This window comes from Bradyrhizobium sp. 4 (assembly GCF_023100905.1).
In the GTDB taxonomy this organism is placed as follows: Bacteria; Pseudomonadota; Alphaproteobacteria; order Rhizobiales; family Xanthobacteraceae; genus Bradyrhizobium.
Genome location: NZ_CP064686.1, coordinates 5,124,076 through 5,141,197, shown reverse-complemented (window position 1 = coordinate 5,141,197; position 17,122 = coordinate 5,124,076). Strand labels below are relative to the sequence as shown.

At 64.2% G+C, this 17,122-nt stretch carries 15 protein-coding genes; 6 read left to right on the top strand and 9 right to left on the bottom strand.

Annotation, left to right across the window (positions count from 1 at the left end; translation table 11 throughout):
• Window positions 1-3 precede the first annotated feature (3 nt).
• Complete coding sequence (locus tag IVB45_RS24515; protein ID WP_247362496.1) at window positions 4-1,230, top strand: cyclic nucleotide-gated ion channel; 1,227 nt, start codon at window positions 4-6, stop codon at window positions 1,228-1,230.
• 4 nt (window positions 1,231-1,234) lie between these two features.
• Here IVB45_RS24515 and IVB45_RS24510 read toward each other — a convergent pair whose 3' ends face one another.
• Together IVB45_RS24510 and IVB45_RS24505 are read right to left on the bottom strand one after the other, a co-directional pair.
• Complete coding sequence (locus IVB45_RS24510) at window positions 1,235-1,729, bottom strand: DUF3455 domain-containing protein (protein ID WP_247362493.1); 495 nt, start codon at window positions 1,727-1,729, stop codon at window positions 1,235-1,237.
• A gap of 99 nt (window positions 1,730-1,828) precedes the next feature.
• Window positions 1,829-3,043 (bottom strand): NADP-dependent isocitrate dehydrogenase, encoded by a 1,215-nt coding sequence (locus IVB45_RS24505; RefSeq protein ID WP_027518867.1) that lies wholly within the window; start codon window positions 3,041-3,043, stop codon window positions 1,829-1,831.
• A gap of 369 nt (window positions 3,044-3,412) precedes the next feature.
• Here IVB45_RS24505 and IVB45_RS24500 point away from each other — a divergent pair, with 369 nt between their 5' ends.
• Window positions 3,413-4,612, top strand: coding sequence for a TrmJ/YjtD family RNA methyltransferase (locus IVB45_RS24500; protein WP_247362491.1), 1,200 nt, complete (start codon window positions 3,413-3,415; stop codon window positions 4,610-4,612).
• A gap of 61 nt (window positions 4,613-4,673) precedes the next feature.
• Here the strand turns inward: IVB45_RS24500 and IVB45_RS24495 are convergent, their stop codons facing one another.
• From IVB45_RS24495 to mddA, 5 genes are all read right to left on the bottom strand, one after another.
• On the bottom strand, window positions 4,674-6,377 hold the full coding sequence (locus IVB45_RS24495; protein WP_247362488.1) for an amidohydrolase: 1,704 nt from the start codon (window positions 6,375-6,377) through the stop codon (window positions 4,674-4,676).
• A 159-nt stretch (window positions 6,378-6,536) separates the two neighbouring features.
• Entirely contained in the window at window positions 6,537-7,286 is a 750-nt protein-coding gene (locus tag IVB45_RS24490; protein ID WP_247362485.1) for a hypothetical protein, read from the bottom strand.
• Between the two features lie 28 nt (window positions 7,287-7,314).
• Window positions 7,315-8,292 (bottom strand): NADPH:quinone oxidoreductase family protein, encoded by a 978-nt coding sequence (locus tag IVB45_RS24485; RefSeq protein ID WP_247362482.1) that lies wholly within the window; start codon window positions 8,290-8,292, stop codon window positions 7,315-7,317.
• Window positions 8,289-8,939: a helix-turn-helix transcriptional regulator gene (locus IVB45_RS24480; protein ID WP_247501259.1), complete on the bottom strand. Its 651-nt coding sequence runs from the start codon at window positions 8,937-8,939 to the stop codon at window positions 8,289-8,291. Before IVB45_RS24480 ends, IVB45_RS24485 begins: the two co-directional genes overlap by 4 nt.
• A 23-nt stretch (window positions 8,940-8,962) precedes the next feature.
• Window positions 8,963-9,763, bottom strand: a complete 801-nt coding sequence (mddA, locus tag IVB45_RS24475) for a methanethiol S-methyltransferase (RefSeq protein ID WP_247362478.1) — start codon at window positions 9,761-9,763, stop codon at window positions 8,963-8,965.
• A 147-nt stretch (window positions 9,764-9,910) separates the two neighbouring features.
• Here mddA and IVB45_RS24470 point away from each other — a divergent pair, with 147 nt between their 5' ends.
• Window positions 9,911-11,470, top strand: a complete 1,560-nt coding sequence (locus IVB45_RS24470) for an alpha/beta fold hydrolase (RefSeq protein WP_247362476.1) — start codon at window positions 9,911-9,913, stop codon at window positions 11,468-11,470.
• Window positions 11,471-11,547: 77 nt separating this feature from the next.
• Here IVB45_RS24470 and IVB45_RS24465 read toward each other — a convergent pair whose 3' ends face one another.
• Window positions 11,548-12,213 (bottom strand): TetR/AcrR family transcriptional regulator, encoded by a 666-nt coding sequence (locus IVB45_RS24465; RefSeq protein ID WP_247362474.1) that lies wholly within the window; start codon window positions 12,211-12,213, stop codon window positions 11,548-11,550.
• 245 nt (window positions 12,214-12,458) lie between these two features.
• Between IVB45_RS24465 and IVB45_RS24460 the strand changes: the two genes are divergently transcribed.
• The 3 genes from IVB45_RS24460 to IVB45_RS24450 are packed head-to-tail and all read left to right on the top strand — an operon-like array spanning window position 12,459 to window position 15,095.
• Window positions 12,459-13,001 (top strand): OsmC family protein, encoded by a 543-nt coding sequence (locus IVB45_RS24460; RefSeq protein WP_007612153.1) that lies wholly within the window; start codon window positions 12,459-12,461, stop codon window positions 12,999-13,001.
• A gap of 35 nt (window positions 13,002-13,036) precedes the next feature.
• Window positions 13,037-14,170 (top strand): acyl-CoA dehydrogenase family protein, encoded by a 1,134-nt coding sequence (locus IVB45_RS24455; RefSeq protein WP_247362472.1) that lies wholly within the window; start codon window positions 13,037-13,039, stop codon window positions 14,168-14,170.
• A gap of 46 nt (window positions 14,171-14,216) precedes the next feature.
• The gene (locus IVB45_RS24450; RefSeq protein WP_247362470.1) at window positions 14,217-15,095 is read left to right on the top strand and encodes a sulfurtransferase; all 879 of its coding nucleotides are present in this window, start codon (window positions 14,217-14,219) and stop codon (window positions 15,093-15,095) included.
• Here IVB45_RS24450 and IVB45_RS24445 read toward each other — a convergent pair.
• Entirely contained in the window at window positions 15,076-17,031 is a 1,956-nt protein-coding gene (locus IVB45_RS24445) for a sigma 54-interacting transcriptional regulator (RefSeq protein WP_247362468.1), read from the bottom strand. The two genes, IVB45_RS24450 and IVB45_RS24445, sit on opposite strands and share 20 nt — an antisense overlap.
• Window positions 17,032-17,122: the final 91 nt, after the last annotated feature.

The following is a 17,122-nucleotide window of genomic DNA, read 5'->3' as shown; positions in this document are numbered from 1 at the left end:
CAGGTGCGCCCCGTTCCGCGAGGACGTGGCTCAGCCGATCCCGATCTGAGGGATCGCCTCTACGAATTGCTGGAGCACGATCCGCTGGCCTACTCGGTCGGGTCGCGCTTCATCCAGCTGATCATCGGCGTCATCGTGCTCGACGTGGTCGCGATGATCCTTGCCTCGGTGCCGGAGCTGGATGCGCAGTTCGGTACGCTGTTCGCAGGCATCACCATCCTGTCCGTGATCGTGTTTGCGCTGGAATATGCGGCGCGGCTGTGGACGGTGGCGGGCCATACCCAGCGCGCGGCGTCCGCGTTGTCGGATCGGCTCAGTTATGTCTTCTCCGCACTCGGCATCATCGATCTGCTCGCGTTCCTGCCGGCCGCGATCGTGCTCGCCACGGGCCGGCATGCGACGCTGGCAGCCCTCGGCGTGCTGCCGTTCTTCAAGCTGGTGCGCTACTCGCCGGCGATGCGTTCGCTGCTCGCGGCCGTGCACGCGGAGCGACGGGCGCTGATCGGCTGCATCGTCATCCTGACCGGCGCGGTTCTGACGTTTGCCTCGCTGCTCTACGCCATCGAGCGCGACGTGCAGCCGGACAAGCTCGGCACCATTCCGCAGGCGATGTGGTGGGCGATCGTGACGCTCGGCACCGTCGGTTACGGCGACGTCGTGCCGGTGACGGCGCTCGGAAAGTTCATCTCCGTCTTCACCATCATCAGCGGATTTGCCATGATCGCGCTGCCGGTCGCGATCATCTCGACGGCCTTTGCGGAAGAGGTGAAGCGGCGCGACTTCGTGGTCACCTGGGGCATGCTGGCGCGGGTGCCGCTGTTCTCGCATCTCAGCGCGTCCGAGATCGCCGACATCATGCGGCTGCTGCGGGCGCGCACGATCGAGCAGGGCGAGATATTGGTGCGGCGGGGCGATGCGGCCTCGTCGATGTATTTCATCACCGCCGGCGAGGTTGAGATCGCGCTGCCGAACCAGCAGGTGCGGCTCGCGGATGGCACTTTCTTCGGCGAGATCGCGCTGCTGCATAAGACAAAACGCAGCGGCACGGTGACGGCGACGCGCAAGACCCGGCTGCTCGTGCTCGACGCCCAGGACTTTCACGCCCTGATCGAACGTATGCCGACGCTCGCCGCGCATGTCCACAAGACGGCAAAGGCGCGGCTGGAGGGCAGCGGCGACCTTGCGGTGGCGGAGCTGGCGCAGGCGGAGCGCGAAGGCACCGACCGCTGAGGGCTCAGCCCTTCTTCAGGAAGACGTAGTCGGCCGAATACGGCGCGCTTTTGAAATCGCCGGCCTTGTCGCAAGAACCCTCGAGCTTGCCGCCATGGGTGTTGATGCGCTGAACCGTCGTAACCGGCGTGAGGATGCCGCTGCCCCGGTGGGTCGTCACTTCCAGCTTCAGCCAGGGAATGTCGGCCGCGGTGGTACCCGGGGCATTGCCGGCGGCCTTGGCGGCCACGGCGCTGCCGTCGGCATGCTCCCAGTTCGGTCCGGCATAGTGACGGCCGATCGTCTTGCCCTCAGACAGCAGGGTGGCGATCGGTTCGCGAAAAGCCCAGGCGAGCTTGCCGTCGGTGCCGGCCTTGCACTCATAGACCTGCGCGCCCTCGGCGTGGACGCTGAGCACGACGCTCTCGCCGGGCGCCGCGATGGCGTCGGGGAGCGGGTCGGCGGCCGCAGCCGGTCCAGCGAGCAGCAACAGGCAGGGGACGGCAAGCTTGATCGACATGGTCGCATCTCCACGCAAAGGTCCAAATAAGCGAACGGGCCGCGCTTGCGACGCGGCCCGTGATGATGTCCGGCCTAGTCGGGCGAAATTGCGGACGGCTTACGCCGCCAGCGCCTTCCCGAGGTTCTCGGCGACCTTGTCGAGGAAGCCGGTGGTCGAGAGCCAGCGCTGGTCGGCGCCGACCAGGAGCGCGAGGTCCTTGGTCATGTAGCCTTCCTCGACGGTGTCGACGCAGACCTTCTCCAAGGTGTTGGCGAACTTGGCGAGCTCGGCATTGTTGTCGAGCTTGGCGCGGTGCGACAGGCCGCGGGTCCAGGCGAAGATCGACGCGATCGAGTTGGTCGAGGTCTCCTTGCCCTTCTGGTGCTCGCGATAGTGGCGGGTCACCGTGCCGTGGGCGGCTTCGGCTTCCACCGTCTTGCCGTCGGGGGTGAGGAGAACCGAGGTCATCAGGCCGAGCGAGCCGTAGCCCTGCGCCACGGTGTCGGACTGCACGTCGCCGTCGTAGTTCTTGCAGGCCCAGACATAACCGCCGGACCATTTCAGCGCGGAGGCGACCATGTCGTCGATCAGGCGGTGCTCGTAGGTCAGGCCCTTGGCGTCGAATTCCTTCTTGAACTCGCGCTCGTAGATGTCCTGGAAGATGTCCTTGAACCGACCGTCATAGATCTTCATGATCGTATTCTTGGTCGAGAGATAGACCGGGTAGTTGCGCAGCAGGCCGTAATTCAACGACGCGCGGGCGAAGTCGATGATGGAGTCGTCGAGATTGTACATCTGCATGGCGACGCCGGCGCCCGGGGTCTTGAACACTTCCTTCTCGATCACCGTGCCGTCCTCGCCGACGAACTTCATCGTCAGCGTACCCTTGCCCGGGAACTTGATGTCGGTGGCGCGATACTGGTCGCCATAGGCGTGGCGGCCGATGATGATCGGCTTGGTCCAGCCGGGAACCAGGCGCGGCACGTTCTTGCAGATGATCGGCTCGCGGAAGATCACGCCGCCGAGGATGTTGCGGATGGTGCCGTTCGGCGACTTCCACATCTGCTTGAGGTTGAACTCCTTCACCCGCGCTTCGTCCGGGGTGATGGTGGCGCACTTGACGCCGACGCCGACCTTCTTGATGGCCTCGGCGGCGTCGATCGTCACCTGATCGTTGGTCTCGTCACGGTACTCCATGCCCAGGTCGAAATAGAGCAGCTCGACATCGAGGAACGGGTTGATCAGCTTGTCCTTGATGTACTGCCAGATGATCCGGGTCATCTCGTCGCCATCGAGTTCGACGACGGGGTTGGACACCTTGATTTTTGCCATGATCGGGGAAGCCTCTTCGGAACGGCGCTTGTGGCGCGCCACGGGAATATCCGCCGCCTCTTAGCACCTGATAGCAGCGGGCGAAAGCCAAGGGATTATGCACTTTTAGCTCATCCAGCCTCCGCAGATGGGGGGCGGGAGCAGCCCTGCCGCGGGGACCGGGCTGAGGTTTCAGGCGAGATTCAAAAGTCGAATCCAACCCATTATTTCCCTTGAGAATTTCGTCAGGACAGGCAAACGACAGGCGGACGGGCAGCCGGCCCAAGACTGGGTCAAATCCGGGTCGAGACCAGGTCAGGACCGGCCTTGAATCAATTCATGAAGAGCGCCTCTCCAAGGCCTTGAGAACCAGTGTGAAAGCGAAGCGAGATGTCGGGGACTGACAAGAGCAAGGCGGGCCTTTCCCTCGACGGTCCCATTGTCATCCTGGTCGAGCCGCAGCTTGGCGAAAACATCGGCATGGCCGCGCGCGCCATGGGCAACTTCGCGCTGAGCCGATTGCGCATCGTCAATCCTCGCGACGGCTGGCCCAACATCGCCGCCCAGCGCGCCGCGGCCGGGGCCGACTATATTCTGGACAAGGTCGAATTGTTCGACACGGTAGGTGAGGCCGTCGCCGATCTCGACCTGCTGTTCGCCACCACCGCGCGCCCTCACGACCAGGCCAAGCCGGTGGTGGGGCCGGAAGCCGCAGCTAGCGAGATTTCCGGGCACGTCGCGGCCGGCGGCAAGGCCGGTATCCTGTTCGGCCGGGAGCGCTGGGGGCTGACCAACGAGGAGGTCGGGCTCGCCAACCGCATCATTACCTTCCCGGTCAATCCGGGCTTTGCCTCGCTCAACCTCGCCCAGGCGGTGCTGCTGGTCGGCTACGAATGGTTCAAGCGGGCGACCTCCGGCGAGCTGCCGCACAGCATGCCGGAGCGCTCCGAGCGCGCCTCGCAGCATCAGATGCAGGCCTTCTTCGACAATCTTATCCGCGAACTCGACCGGGTCGAATTTTTGCGCCCGGCCGAGAAGCGCGACACCATGCTGGTGAACCTGCGCAACATCTTCACCCGGATGGAGCCGACCAAGCAGGACATGCACACCCTGCATGGGGTGGTGATGGCGATCGCGGAAGGGCGCAAGGGCCCGGCCAAGGGCGGCGTGCTCGACGGCGAGCAGGCAACGCGGCTGCGTGCGCTTTTGGCCGAGCACGGTCAGGGCGGCGGCGTTCCCGACAGCGGCTCCACCGTGCGCGGCCTCGCCCGCCTGCTCCGCCGCAATCCGACCGATGCCGAACGCCTGCTCTGGCAGGCCCTCACCCGCGACCGCCGCTTCGCAGGCGGGTTCAAGCGCCAGACCCCTGTGGGGCGGCACATCCCGGACTTCGTCTCGTTCCCGCATCGGATCGCGATCGAGCTGGTGAACACGGGTGAGAACGAGACGATCGTCGCGGATCGCGCGTCGCGGCGGGCGTGGCTCGAGGCAAGGGACTATCGGGTGATCGAGATGCGGGCGGCGGATGTCGAGCGGGATATCGAGGCGGAGCTGGTGCGGTTGCAGGGGATGATCGCGGAGGGCGTGTAGATTTTCGTCGGGAAGCAGAGCGAATTGTCGCTCTCGCACACCTTGGCCGATCAGCGCCGGTTCAGCGCTGAAAGACAACCATGCCGCCGACCAGCGTCAGGTCCGCCTTGATGTCCTTGATCTGCTCCTCGGGCACGGCCGCGTAGTCAGCGGAGAGCACCACGATGTCCGCCAGCTTTCCGGGCTCAATGGTCCCTTTGCGGGCTTCATCGAAGTTGTAGCGCGAAGCCGCGCTGCTGTAGAGCCGTAGGGCCTGCTCGCGCGTAATAGCTTCTGCCGAGCCGTAGATGTTTCCGTTGGGATCCTTCCTGGTCACCATGATGTACATGTTGAGGAAGGGGTTGATCGGGTTGACCGGAAAATCCGTCCCGGCGCCGAGGCTGTTGAGTCCCATTTTTTCGATCAACGTCCTGGTCGGCACGGCGCGGTCAGCGCTCGCTTTCCCGAGAAATCGTTCGACGGTCGCTCCCTTATCCCACATGAAAACGTTCTGGAAATCGATGCGGACTCCTAGTCTTTGCGCACGCTCCATCTGTTCTGGCCGGATCAGGCTGGCGTGGATGAGGACGAAGCGACGGTCGCGGATCGATTTTTCTTTATCCGCTGCCTCGAAGGCATCGAGCACCTGGTCAACACCCAGGTCGCCCACGACGTGGACTCCGACACGCCAGTCATAACGGTTGCAGACGGAGATGAGTTGCTTCAGCCGCTCAGGTGTCTGCTGCGTGATGCCGTGATAGTTGTCGTGTGAATCGGGGTACACGTCACGCATGAGCGCCGTCTTCAGCGTCATGCCGCCGTCGTAAAAGATCTTGATGCCGGCGAACTTGAGCCAATCGTCACCGAACCCTGAGGAGGCGCCATTGCCTGACATGATCGCTTCCCATGCGGTCAGATCGGTGGGGGGCTCCGGCCGAAACATCACGCCGGTGCGCAAAGTGGCTTTCCCCGCTGCGACAAGCTTCTGCAGCGTTCGGACGTCACGTGGCTCTGTTGCGCCTTCGATCACACTGGTGATGCCGAAGCTGTTCAGCACACCTTCGGCAATGGTGAATTGCCGCATTTCGTCGTCTTCTGTCCAAGGTGGTACGGCCTTCTCGACCCGATCGATTGCCGTCTCCACGAGCACGCCGGTCAAGTCACCGGCTGCGTCGCGTTCAAACTTACCACCACTCGGGTCCGCGGTGGTCTTGTCGACACCGACCACTTGTAGAGCCATGGTGTTCGCCATCGAGAAATGCCCGACGGTGCGAAGATAGACCGGGTTGTTCGGAGCAACACTATCGATCTCCTGCCTCGTGAGATAGCGCTTCTCGGCCAATTGTGAGGGCGGATGCCACGCGCCACCTACAATCCACTCACCCGGCTTCTTCTTGGTGGCGAATGATTTGATGGCCTCGAGCGCGTCCGCGACGGTCTTGGCTCGGCCAAGGCTTACGACATAGTCGCCCAGACCAGCGGCCTTGAAGTGAGCGTGTGTATCGATCAATCCGGGGATGACGGTCTTGCCGGACACGTCGAGCACGCGGGTCCGGGCGCCTGCAAGCGCCTTGATCGAAGCACTGGTTCCGGTCGCGATGATCTTTCCATCCGCGACGGCGACTGCCTCCGTGACGGTCGATCGGTCGTCTAAGGTCAGAACCTTGCCATTAACGAGGACGAGGTCAGGCGCATTAAGCTCCGGCTGCTGCGCCTCGGCATTTGCGACGCCAGCGACGAACATGCCCGTAGCAAGGATTGCAAATGCCTTTAACTTGCGGACCATCGCGTACCCTCTTGGATCTTTTTTGCTTGGCGACAGCTGCAAGAGTATCTTTGATTAAACGTGGGTTCAACGCTTCTCGACGGTTGGCAGCGTCGCACGGATGGCAAAGTGGAGTGCTCCCGTGGTTAGCCGGAAAGCTGGCCGGCCGCCCATGTCCCTCTACGAAGGACGCCCGAGCTGCACCTCGCGCGCCACCGCAATCCATGTCGTGCGCGCCACCGCCAGCAACTTCCCGGCTCCATCATGCACCGCAGCCTCGGCCGTGCGCTTGCGGCCATCGCGGCCCGTCGGCCAGGCCGTGATGATGCAGGGCTCGCCGGGGTGCGGGCGGGCCTCGATCCGCGCCGACATCCGCCCCAGCAGCAACGGTGCCTTGTCGAAGCTGCCGGTCTGCTGATCGCAATTGCAGGCAAAGCCGGTGGGGCAGTCGAGCGCCGACCAGAGGAATTCCGGCGCGACGAGGCCGTCGTCGGCGGCGAGATTCTTATCCGGTGTCCAGCTCGCTGCCAGAACGGCGTTGTGACCACGGAGCGAGCCGGCAAAAATGCGCAGGCCGTCTCCCTTGGCCCTTGCGGGGCCGCACACGAAACATGTCGGCAGCGGATGCTCGTGCGGCTTCACCGGCGTCAACAATTCGGCCGCGCAGGCCTCCTCGAAGCTGGCTGTTTCCACGCGCGCAAGCTCGACGCTTGCCGGCCGCCCGGTCGCGACGATCTTGTCGTCCTCGCGAAGCTCCCATGTGCCGTCGTCCGTTGCGACCGCGTCGAGCGGCGTGTCCAGCGGCGGTGGTGCGCGTAGCGTTATCTCCGCGGCGCCGGGAATGTGGCGGGCCAGCCGGCCGCAGACATAGCCGCCGTTGCCGGAGTTCGGAGGACCGCAAAAGCGTTTGTCGATGATGATCTTTGTCATCGGTTTTGTTCTCTCTTCCCCGTGCACTTTACCTGATCTTGAGGACAATTCGCCCCTGAACCGTTCGGTTGGCCACGGCACGCATGGCTTCGCCGGCCTCCTCCAAAGGGAGGATGCGATCGATGTGCGGGCGGATTTTTCCGCCGGCCAGCAATTGCATCAGCGTGGCGTTCATGCGCGCCGCTTCGAGCGAGAATTTCTCCGCCCAGGCGCCGACGAAGACCCCGAGGATGGAATAGTTCTTCAGCAGCGGAAGGTTCATTGGGAGCTGGGGAATCTCGCCGCTGGTGAAGCCGATCGGCATCAGCCTTCCGCCCCACTTCATCGACCGGGCCATCTGCTGGAATATCGCGCCGCCGACATTGTCGAAGCCGATATCGATCCCTTCGCCGCCGGTGATCGCCTTGATCCGGTCGCGCAGATGCTCGCTACGATAATTGACGATGTCGCTGGCCCCATAATTGCGAACCAGGGCGGCCTTGTCATCGGAGCCGATCCCGGCGACGACGCGCAGACCCAAATAGCGGCCGAGATCGACGGCGGCAAGGCCAAGTCCGCCGGCAGCGCCGGTGACGAACAGCGTTTCGCCGCGCTGCGCCCTGGCCCGCTCGACCAGCGCATAATAGGCCGTGCCGTAATTGTGCAGGACCGTCGCCGCTGCCTCGAACGCGACGCCTTCCGGCAGAAGCACGCACTTTGAGTCCTTCGCTATCATCCGTTCGGCGTAGCCGCCGGTCCAGGCGCTGCATGCCACGCGGTCGCCGGGAGCGAATGCCGTGACCTCGCCGCCGACCGCGATGACGACACCGGATGCTTCCGTGCCGGGCACGAAGGGCGTCGGCGGCCGCATCTGGTAGAGTCCCGAGACCATCAACTGGTCCATGAAACTGACGGAGGCCGCATGGACGTCGATCAGGATCTCGTCGCCGGAGGGCTTCGGCTCGTCGATTTCACTGAGGCGCAAATCGGCGGGGCCAGTGAATGAGCTGCATAGAATTGCTCTCATCGTGTCGCTCCAACGGATTGTCTGCATTCGGCAGGTTTGCGTAATGGCGTCGCATATCCCGCGACAAGCTTGACGAAATCTGCCTGTCGCGCTGCACCGGTTTTTTCGAACAGGCGCCGGACATGCGTCTTGATCGTCGTATTGGCGACGCCGAGCGCCGCCGCCACTTCGGGAACGCCGCCGAGTTCGACGATCGCGAGCATCACACGCAACTCGGTCGGCGTCAGTTTGAATGCCTTGCCGATCACTTCGGAACGAGGCGGTATCGTGAGCGCCGCCCTGCGGACGAACAACGCTGCGACGGCGCTGTAGGCGACGCCCCCAAGTCGGCGCGCGCCGGAAGTCAACGGCAGAGCATGGGCGACGTGGCGCTTCCCATCCCGCCCGATCATCGGCACCGCGATCCCGTCGGCGCCGAGGAACGCGTTTTCCTGCCCGGCGGCTGCGAAAAAATGCTGCAGGGTCCGGTTGACCGTCGGATCGCAAGCCGCGAGGTGCCCGCGGATTTCGTGCAGGATGTCGCGCGCTTCGATCATGTCCCACCCGGCAGTATTGGCGTGAATGAGACGCGCCTCCGCGTCAACGAGACAAAGACCGATGTCAAGCCCATCCAGCGTATCTGCAAACGTGGCGGCCTCCGCCGACATCCGGGGAATAGCTGATATTGCATTCATTGCGACGCTCCAGCAGGCCGAGGCGGCTGGCGATCTTCCGTCCGACGACCGAAAAGACGCGGCAGCAGCATGGGAACGCGTCGGCGATAATCCTGGTACGTCGCGCCGAACTCGGCGATCAGGTCGCGCTCCTCGAACTGAAGCGCGGCCAGGATGTAGGCGGTGTTTGCGAGCGCAAACAGAAGGTGGCCGACGGTCATCTCGGGCGTGGCCCAGAACGCGAGCAGAAAGCCGAGCATGATGGGATGGCGCACGATCTTGTAGAGCAGCGGTGTTCTGAACGATTGACCTGGTATCTCGCTCCCGCGGAACGCGACGAAGGCCTGGCGCAGGCCGAACAGATCGAAATGATCGATCATGTGGGTCGAGGCGAACGCGACACGCCAGCCAAGCCAATGCACGCCGATCAGCAACCAGGCCGCTATTCCGCTCGCTTGCCAGACCGGCGTCGGAATCGGGCGCCACTGCCAGAACAGCAACAGCAGGATCAGGCTGGAGAGCAGCACATAGGTGCTGCGCTGGCAGGCGGGGGGAAGGAATTTGGCCGACCATCGCTTGAAGATCGGGCGCGCCATGACGCTGTGCTGGATCGCAAACAGGCCCATCAGCAGCAGGTTGACGACGATAGCCACGCTCAGGTCCATCGGGTTGCCGACGTCGATCGACCTATCGATCGACATGTCGATCGACTTGGGCACGACATAATTGCCGACGAAACCGAGCGCATAGAGAAATGAGACCGTGAAGATCACGTAGCTCACGATGGCGTAGAGCAGGATCAGGAGGCGCGAGATCATGTTTTTTCCTATTGTGCCTGATGCAGCCGTGCCGCATGCAGGAGCCTGAATTGCTCGCCGGCGAGCAGGCTCGATCTGCCCCGACTGCTATTGCTGGACCGTCCCCTGTGCGTCCCCGGGGGCGCCGCGAGGGGAGGGAGGACTTTCATGACGGTTTTCTCGCTGGGGACATTCGGGTTCCCTGAGGTCTACGCCGACGGCCGCCCGATCAAGTTGGCCTTGCGCAAGGGCCTCGCGCTGCTGGTCTATCTCGCGGAGGCCAAGGGCGCCGTGGCCCGCGAAATCGTGGCGACGCTGCTGTGGCCTGAAACTGACCGCGAGACCGGGCTAGCGCGATTGCGGCGGCTGCTTCACCGCATCGAGCTGACGCTCGGTCAGCAGGTTTTCGAGACCGACCGCACCAGCGTGCGATGGTCTCCGGCGGTCGCGTTGAAGGTCGATGCGCATCTGTTCGAGGGCGCTTGCGATCGCGCTGACTTTGACGAGGCCTGCCAGATTTATCGGGGAGATTTCCTCGCAGGGTTCTCCCCGGAGGACTGTCCGGAATTCGACGACTGGGCGTTCTTCCGCCGCGAGGCGCTGCGGGGACGGCTGATGCACGCGCTGGAGCGCCTGGTGCAGGACAAGACCGCCGCCGGCGACTACTTTTCCGCGGCCACGCATGCGACCCGTCTGGTCGAGCTCGATCCTTTGAGCGAGGTCTACGGCCGGCATCTGATCCGCAGTCTGCTGCTGGCGGGTGACCGCAGTGCGGCAGAGCGGCACCACGCGGCACTGAGGCAGCGGCTGCGTGACGAGCTTGGTGTTACGCCCGAAGCCGAGACCGAGGCGTTGATGAGTCCTGCGGCGGCAGCCGACGTTCCAGCGACGCGCTACGTCAAGGGCGCTGGTGTGCATCTGGCGTATCAGACCTACGGCAGCGGCCCGCTCGACATCCTGGTCATGCCCGGCTTCGTGTCGCATGTGGAGCGCGCTTGGGAGCACCCCGCGAGCCGGGCGTTTCTGGCCTCGCTGATGAAGCTTGGGCGCCTGATCGTGTTCGATCGTCGCGGCATCGGGTTGTCCGACCGGGTTGGATCGGCCCCCGGTATCGACGTCACCGCGGAGGATATCGGCACGGTGCTCCGCGCGACCGGCTCGCGCCGCGTCGTGCTGTTCGGCGCATCCGAGTGTGGACCAGCCTGCATCAAATTTGCGGTCGATGAACCGCGTCTCGTGGCCGGACTCATCCTGTTCGGTGCATTGGCCAAGGGCTGCTGGTCGCAGGATTATCCGCACGCGCTGCGCGCCAGCCAGTACGACGCCTGGAGCAAGCACCTCATCGCGCAATGGGGAGGTCCGGTGGAGATTGAGACGTTCGCGCCCAGCCTTGCGAGCGATCCCCAGGCACGCGCCTGGTGGGCGGGGCTATTGCGCGCGGCCTCCAGTCCCGGCGGCATCTCGGCGGTGCTCGAGGCGTTTCGCGACGCCGACGTGCGGCAGCTTTTGCAGCAGATTGCCATGCCGACACTGGTGCTGCATCGTCGTGACGACAAGGCCGTACGGATCGAGGCCGGCCGCGATGTGGCGAGCCGGATCAAAGGTGCGCAATTCGTCGAGCTCGACGGCAACGATCACTGGTTCTTTGCGGGTGATCAGGGACCGGTACTCGGTGCGATCGGGCGGTTCATCGCTGCGTTACCGAGGGAGCGGCTGCGAGTGCCGTAGCCCGGATGAGCGCAGCGACATCCGGGGACGGTCGTCCCGCATGTCGCTGCGCTCGTGCGGGCTACGGGATGGAGCGATCACACTGCCTCGAGCTGATCCGCCGCGCGCTTCTTCTTTGCCTTGGACTGGCTGAGCAGGGGGCCCGCCGTCAGCGCCGCCGTATCGGCCACGCCCGGATCGCGCGACACCATCGCCGCGACGATGGCGCCGTCGATCAACAGCCCGAGCTGATGTGCGAGCACGAGGGGCTCGTTCGAACCGAGCTCGCCAGCGAGCTTCTCGATGTGGCCGAGCACGATCTTCTTGTGCTTCATCGCGATGTTGCGGAACTGCTTGGCGTCCTTGTCGTGCTCGCCGACCGCATTGATGAAGGGGCAGCCGTAGAAGCGCTCCTCCGCGAACCAGCTCTTCAGGGCCGGGAAGATGCGCGTGAGCTTGGCCTGCGCGTCGCCGCCGCCTTCTTCCATGGCGCCGATGAACCATTCGCGCCACTGCTTGCCTTCGCTCTCCAGCACCGCGTTGACGAGATTGGTCTTGGAGCCGAACAATTTATAGAGCGTGGTCTTCGCGGTGCCGGCTTCCGCGATGATCGCGTCGATGCCGGTGGCGTTGATGCCGTTCTTGCAGAACAGATGCGTCGCCGCGCTGAGCAGGCGTCCGCGCGCGGACTCGTCGTCACTGGCGCCGCCGTGCGGCGAATGAGACTTCTTCTTTGACGTCTTGTTCAGTGAGGGCTTGGCCATGAGTCCAAACTTACCCGCAGCCGCGCCGCATCAGCAAGCCGCATCTGTCCGCGCTAAAAAGATTCGCACGGGAAAGCCCGTCTGCATCGCCTTTGAGCAAACGGCGGCTGATCAATTCGCAGGCAGCGTTCGCTAAGCGGCTCCAATACTTCGCCTTTTGATTTTGGTCGGCTCTGGCACGCTCCATGCAAGGAAACAGACCGTTCGGTATCCTACCGATTTCCACTTCTGCCAGGGAGAAGATGATGACTGCCGTCGTTCAAAAGACAGTGCTGACGGGTTGCCTCGCGCCCATCGACAAGAATGGCCTCGAGCAACTGATCGCCAACGGCAAGGCCAATCCGAAGGTCATCAAGACCTTGAAGTGCAAGACGGTCGCGGAAGGAAAATTCCGCCACGCCAACTACATCCGCAATTTGCAGCCCTACATCGTCGACGAGCCGCCCGGTCTGCTCGGCGACGACACTGCGCCCAATCCGTCCGAAGCTTCGCTCGCCGCGCTGGGCTCCTGCCTCGCCGTCGGCCTGCACGCCAACGCCGTGCATCGCGGCTGGATCGTCAACAAGCTCGAGCTCGAGCTCGAGGGCGATCTCAACATTACCGCCGTCTGGGGCACCGGCGACGTCTCGGACAAGCCCGTTGGATTTACGGACGTGCGCGTCAAGGTCGACATGGAATGTGAGGGGATCTCGCCGGACGAAATCAATGCGCTGGTCGCCCATGTGAAGCAATGGTCGCCGGTCGCCAACACCTTCACCCGCCCGGTCAATCTCGAGGTCGGCATCTGAGCTGACGGCAACAGGACAAGGTGCGGGAGACGATCATGGGTTCACTGGCTTTATCACGGGCCGAAGTTTTGGATCAGCCCGCACCGTCCATCGCAGGCGAGGTGGCGCGGATCGCGCGGGAGCAGCTCGCGCCGCTCGCCGCCGGCATCGATGCCGGCACCATTTATCCGGCCGATGTGCTGCACAAGCTCGGCGCGGTCGGTGCCTGGGGCAGTCACGTGCCGCACGAAGGGCCTGCCGATCTGCGCTGTGCCATTCAGGCGATGGCGGCAATCGGTGAGGTCTGCGGCAGCACTGCCTTCATGGCGTGGTGCCAGAACACGCTGGTCTGGTACGCGGCCAACTCGACCAACATGAAGCTGGCAAAGCGCTTCGGCGATGCGTTCTCGACCGGTCGCGTGCTCGGCGGCACCGGACTCTCCAATCCGATGAAGAGCTTTTTCGGCATCGAAAAGCTCAAGCTGAAGGGGCGCAAGGTCGAAGGCGGCTACATCGTGCGCGGCGCGCTGCCCTGGGTGTCCAATCTCGGACCGGATCATTATTTCGGCACCATCTTCGAACGCGAGGACGAGCCGGGCATCGCAAGTGGCGAGTCCGGCCAAGTGATGTTTTTGGCGGACTGCTCCGATCCCGCGATCACACTGACGCCATGCAAGCCGTTCCTCGCCATGGACGGCACCGGCACCTATGGCGTGCAGTTCCGGGACGCCTTCGTGCCTGACGAGCTGATCCTGGCCGATCCCGCCGCGCCTTTCGTGAAGAAGATCCGCGCCGGCTTCATCCTGCTGCAGGCCGGCATGGCGCTCGGGCTCATCAAGGACTGCATCAGCATCATGGACGAGGTCGATAATCCCCTCGGTCACATCAACCGCTATTTGCCGCAACAGCCCGTGCACTTCCGTGATCTCGCCGCCGAGCTCGAGGTCGAGACCATGGCGCTGGCGCGCGATCCCTACAATGAAGAGGAGACCTACTGGCGCAAGGTGATCGCGCTCAGGCTTCGCGCCGGCGAGGCCAGCGTCGCGGCGGCGCATGCGGCGATGCTGCATTGTGGCGCGCGCGGCTACCTCAAGTCCCACCGCGCCCAGCGCCGCCTGCGCGAGGCCTATTTCGTCGCGATCGTCACGCCTGCCACCAAGCAGCTGCGCAAGATGCTTGCCGATTCCTGAGTTTTACGAGCCCACCCACCATCTAACCTCAACGGAGAGGCTGCCAATGACGGACGTTCTGATCTCTGCCAGCGAACTTGCCGATCTCTTGAAAACCGAGCCCTGTGTCGTGATCGACACCCGCAACCCCGACGCCTATGGCGCCGGGCACCTTCCCAACGCCGTGAACGTGCATGAGATATTCACGTTTCTTGCGACCTCGACGCCGGAAGGCATGAGCGAGCTGAAGACCAAGTTCGCCGATGCCTTCGGCGGCGCGGGTCTGTCCGGCAAGGAGACGGCCGTGATCTACGAGCAGTCGATGAACTCCGGCTTCGGCCAGTCCTGCCGCGGCTACTACCTGCTCACCATGCTCGGCTATCCCAAGATCAAGGTGCTGCATGGCGGCTTCGATGCCTGGGCGGCCGCAGGTCTTCCGGTGACGAAAGACGTGCCGGCGCCTGCGAAGGCGTCGTTCGGAATCGTGCCCGAAGCGGGCGATATTCTGATCGACGCCAAGACTATGTTGGCGGCGGTCGGCAAGCCGGGCGTCGCCATTCTCGACGTACGCGACGTCGACGAATGGATCGGCGACAGCTCGTCGCCCTACGGGAAGGATTTCTGCCCGCGCAAGGGCCGCATTCCCGGCGCGGTGTGGCTGGAATGGTATCGCATGATGAAACCGACCGCCGAGGGACCGCGCTTCAAATCCAAGGACGAGATCCTGGCGGAATGCGCCACGGTCGGCATCTCGCCGTCGACGCCGGTCTATCTCTACTGCTTCAAGGGGGCGCGCGCCTCGAACACGTTCCTGGCGCTCAAGAACGCCGGCGTGAATGACGTGCGGATGTATTTCGGCTCCTGGAACGAATGGTCGCGCGATCCGTCGCTGCCGATCGAGCAGGGATTGCCGATCGCATCGGAGGTCACGACCAAGGCGGCGTGATCGCCGCTAGCCGCCGGCCCCGCGGACGGGGCGCGATTCCCAGCGCCTTGATCCGCGAGGCCAGCGTGGTCGGCTTGATGTCCAGCATCTCGGCCGCGCCACCGGGGCCGAACACTTTTCCGGCGCAGCCCTCGAGCGCGGCCAGGATGTTGGCGCGCTCGTGGTCGCGCATTTCGGATGACGTCATCACAGCGGGCCGTGCGTCAGCCTTCTGCCGCGCGGGGCCGGCTGGGGCCTGCGTGCCGGAGGGGTCGGGCAGATCGATCCGCAAACGGCCGTTCTGCGACAGGATCGCGGCGCGCTCGATCACGTTCTGGAGTTCGCGGACATTGCCGGGCCAGTCATAGCGCGTCAGCCGACGCGCATCGCCTTCCGACAAGCGCAGATTCGATTTCAGCGCCTTGCTCTCGCGCGTGAGGAAATGCTGGGCGAGCAGCGCAATATCCTCGCGTCGTTCGCGCAGGGGCACCGTCTCGATCGGAAACACGTTGAGCCGGAAATAGAGGTCCTCGCGAAAACGCCCGCGCTGCACCTCCTGCTTGAGGTCGCGATTGGTCGCGGCGATGACGCGGACGTCGACCGCGCGCGTGCGCTCCTGGCCGACGCGCTCGAAATTGCCCTCCTGCAACACGCGCAGCAGCTTGCCTTGCAATTCGAGCGGGATCTCGCCGACCTCGTCGAGGAACAGCGTGCCGCCATCGGCGAGTTCGAACCGGCCGATGCGGTCGCGCGTCGCGCCGGTGAAGGCGCCGCGGACATGGCCGAAGAATTCGCTCTCGAACAATTCGCGCGGGATCGCGGCGCAGTTGACGCGGATCAGCGGCCGGTCGCTGCGGGTGGAATCCTCGTGGATGGCGCGCGCGATCAGCTCCTTGCCGGTGCCAGATTCCCCGGTGATCATCACCGCGGCGCTGGTCGGCGCCACCAGCTTGACCTGGCGCAGCGTCGTCTGGATCGCCTCGCTACCACCGATGATGCCGCGCGGATTGGTCTCGATGCGGATTTCTTCCTGGAGGTAGGCGTTTTCGAGCTCGAGCCGTTCGCGCAGGCGATCGACCTCGGCGAGCGCGGCGTGCAGCTTCTCGTCGGCCTCGCGGCGCTGGCTGACGTCGCGAAACACCACGACGGCACCGACCACCACGCCGCGGTCGCGGATCGGCGTGGAGGTGTATTCGACCCAGGCCGGCGAGCCGTCCTTGCGCCAGAACACTTCGCCGTCGACCTGGTGCACCGCGCCGTCGCGGAACGCCGCGTAGATCGGGCAGTCATGGTTGTGATAGTGCCGCCCGTCATGGTGGGTGTGGTGCATGATGGGATGGATTTCCTTGCCGACCAGCTCCTCGGCCGTCCAGCCCAGCATCCGCTCGGCGGCGGGGTTCACGAAGGTGGTCTTTCCTTCCGCGTTGACGCCGTAAATGCCTTCGCCGGCGGCGCGCAGGATCAGCTGGTTCTCGCGCTCGATGTCCTGGAACACGCGCTCGACCCGCTGCCAGGTCGAGATGCCGCTGCGCATATGGTCTTCGGCGGCGGCGTCGACATTGCGGCGGCGGCGCGCGTCGAGATCGGTCAGGGTGAGCTGGACCAGCGTGCGCCCGTCATGGGGCAGGACGCAGCCGGCATATTCGAGCCGGAGATTTTGCCCGGTGGCATGGCGTGGGTTGAGCGCCGTGGTCCAGTAGGCGCCCTTGTGCAGCACGGCCTGGGTGAACACGGTCAGCGCCGGAAGTTCGCCGGCATGCAGCGTGCTCGCCCTGGTCTGGCGCAGCAGCGCGCGGTCGTAGCCGAGCAGGGCGCAGGCGGCGGGATTGGCATCGACGATCTGGTCGCCGAAGGGGTCGATCAGCAGGGTCGCCTCGACCGAGGATTCGAAAGCCGCGACGCGCGGATCGATGGTCGGGACCACATCGTCGTGGGCGAGTAGTGGCGTCGTTGCCATTACGAAATCTCGTTATTCAACTACGAAATATCGTTTATCACGAATTTTCGTAATGACCAAGTGCAAGCGAAAGTGCCGCGTCATCAAGGCA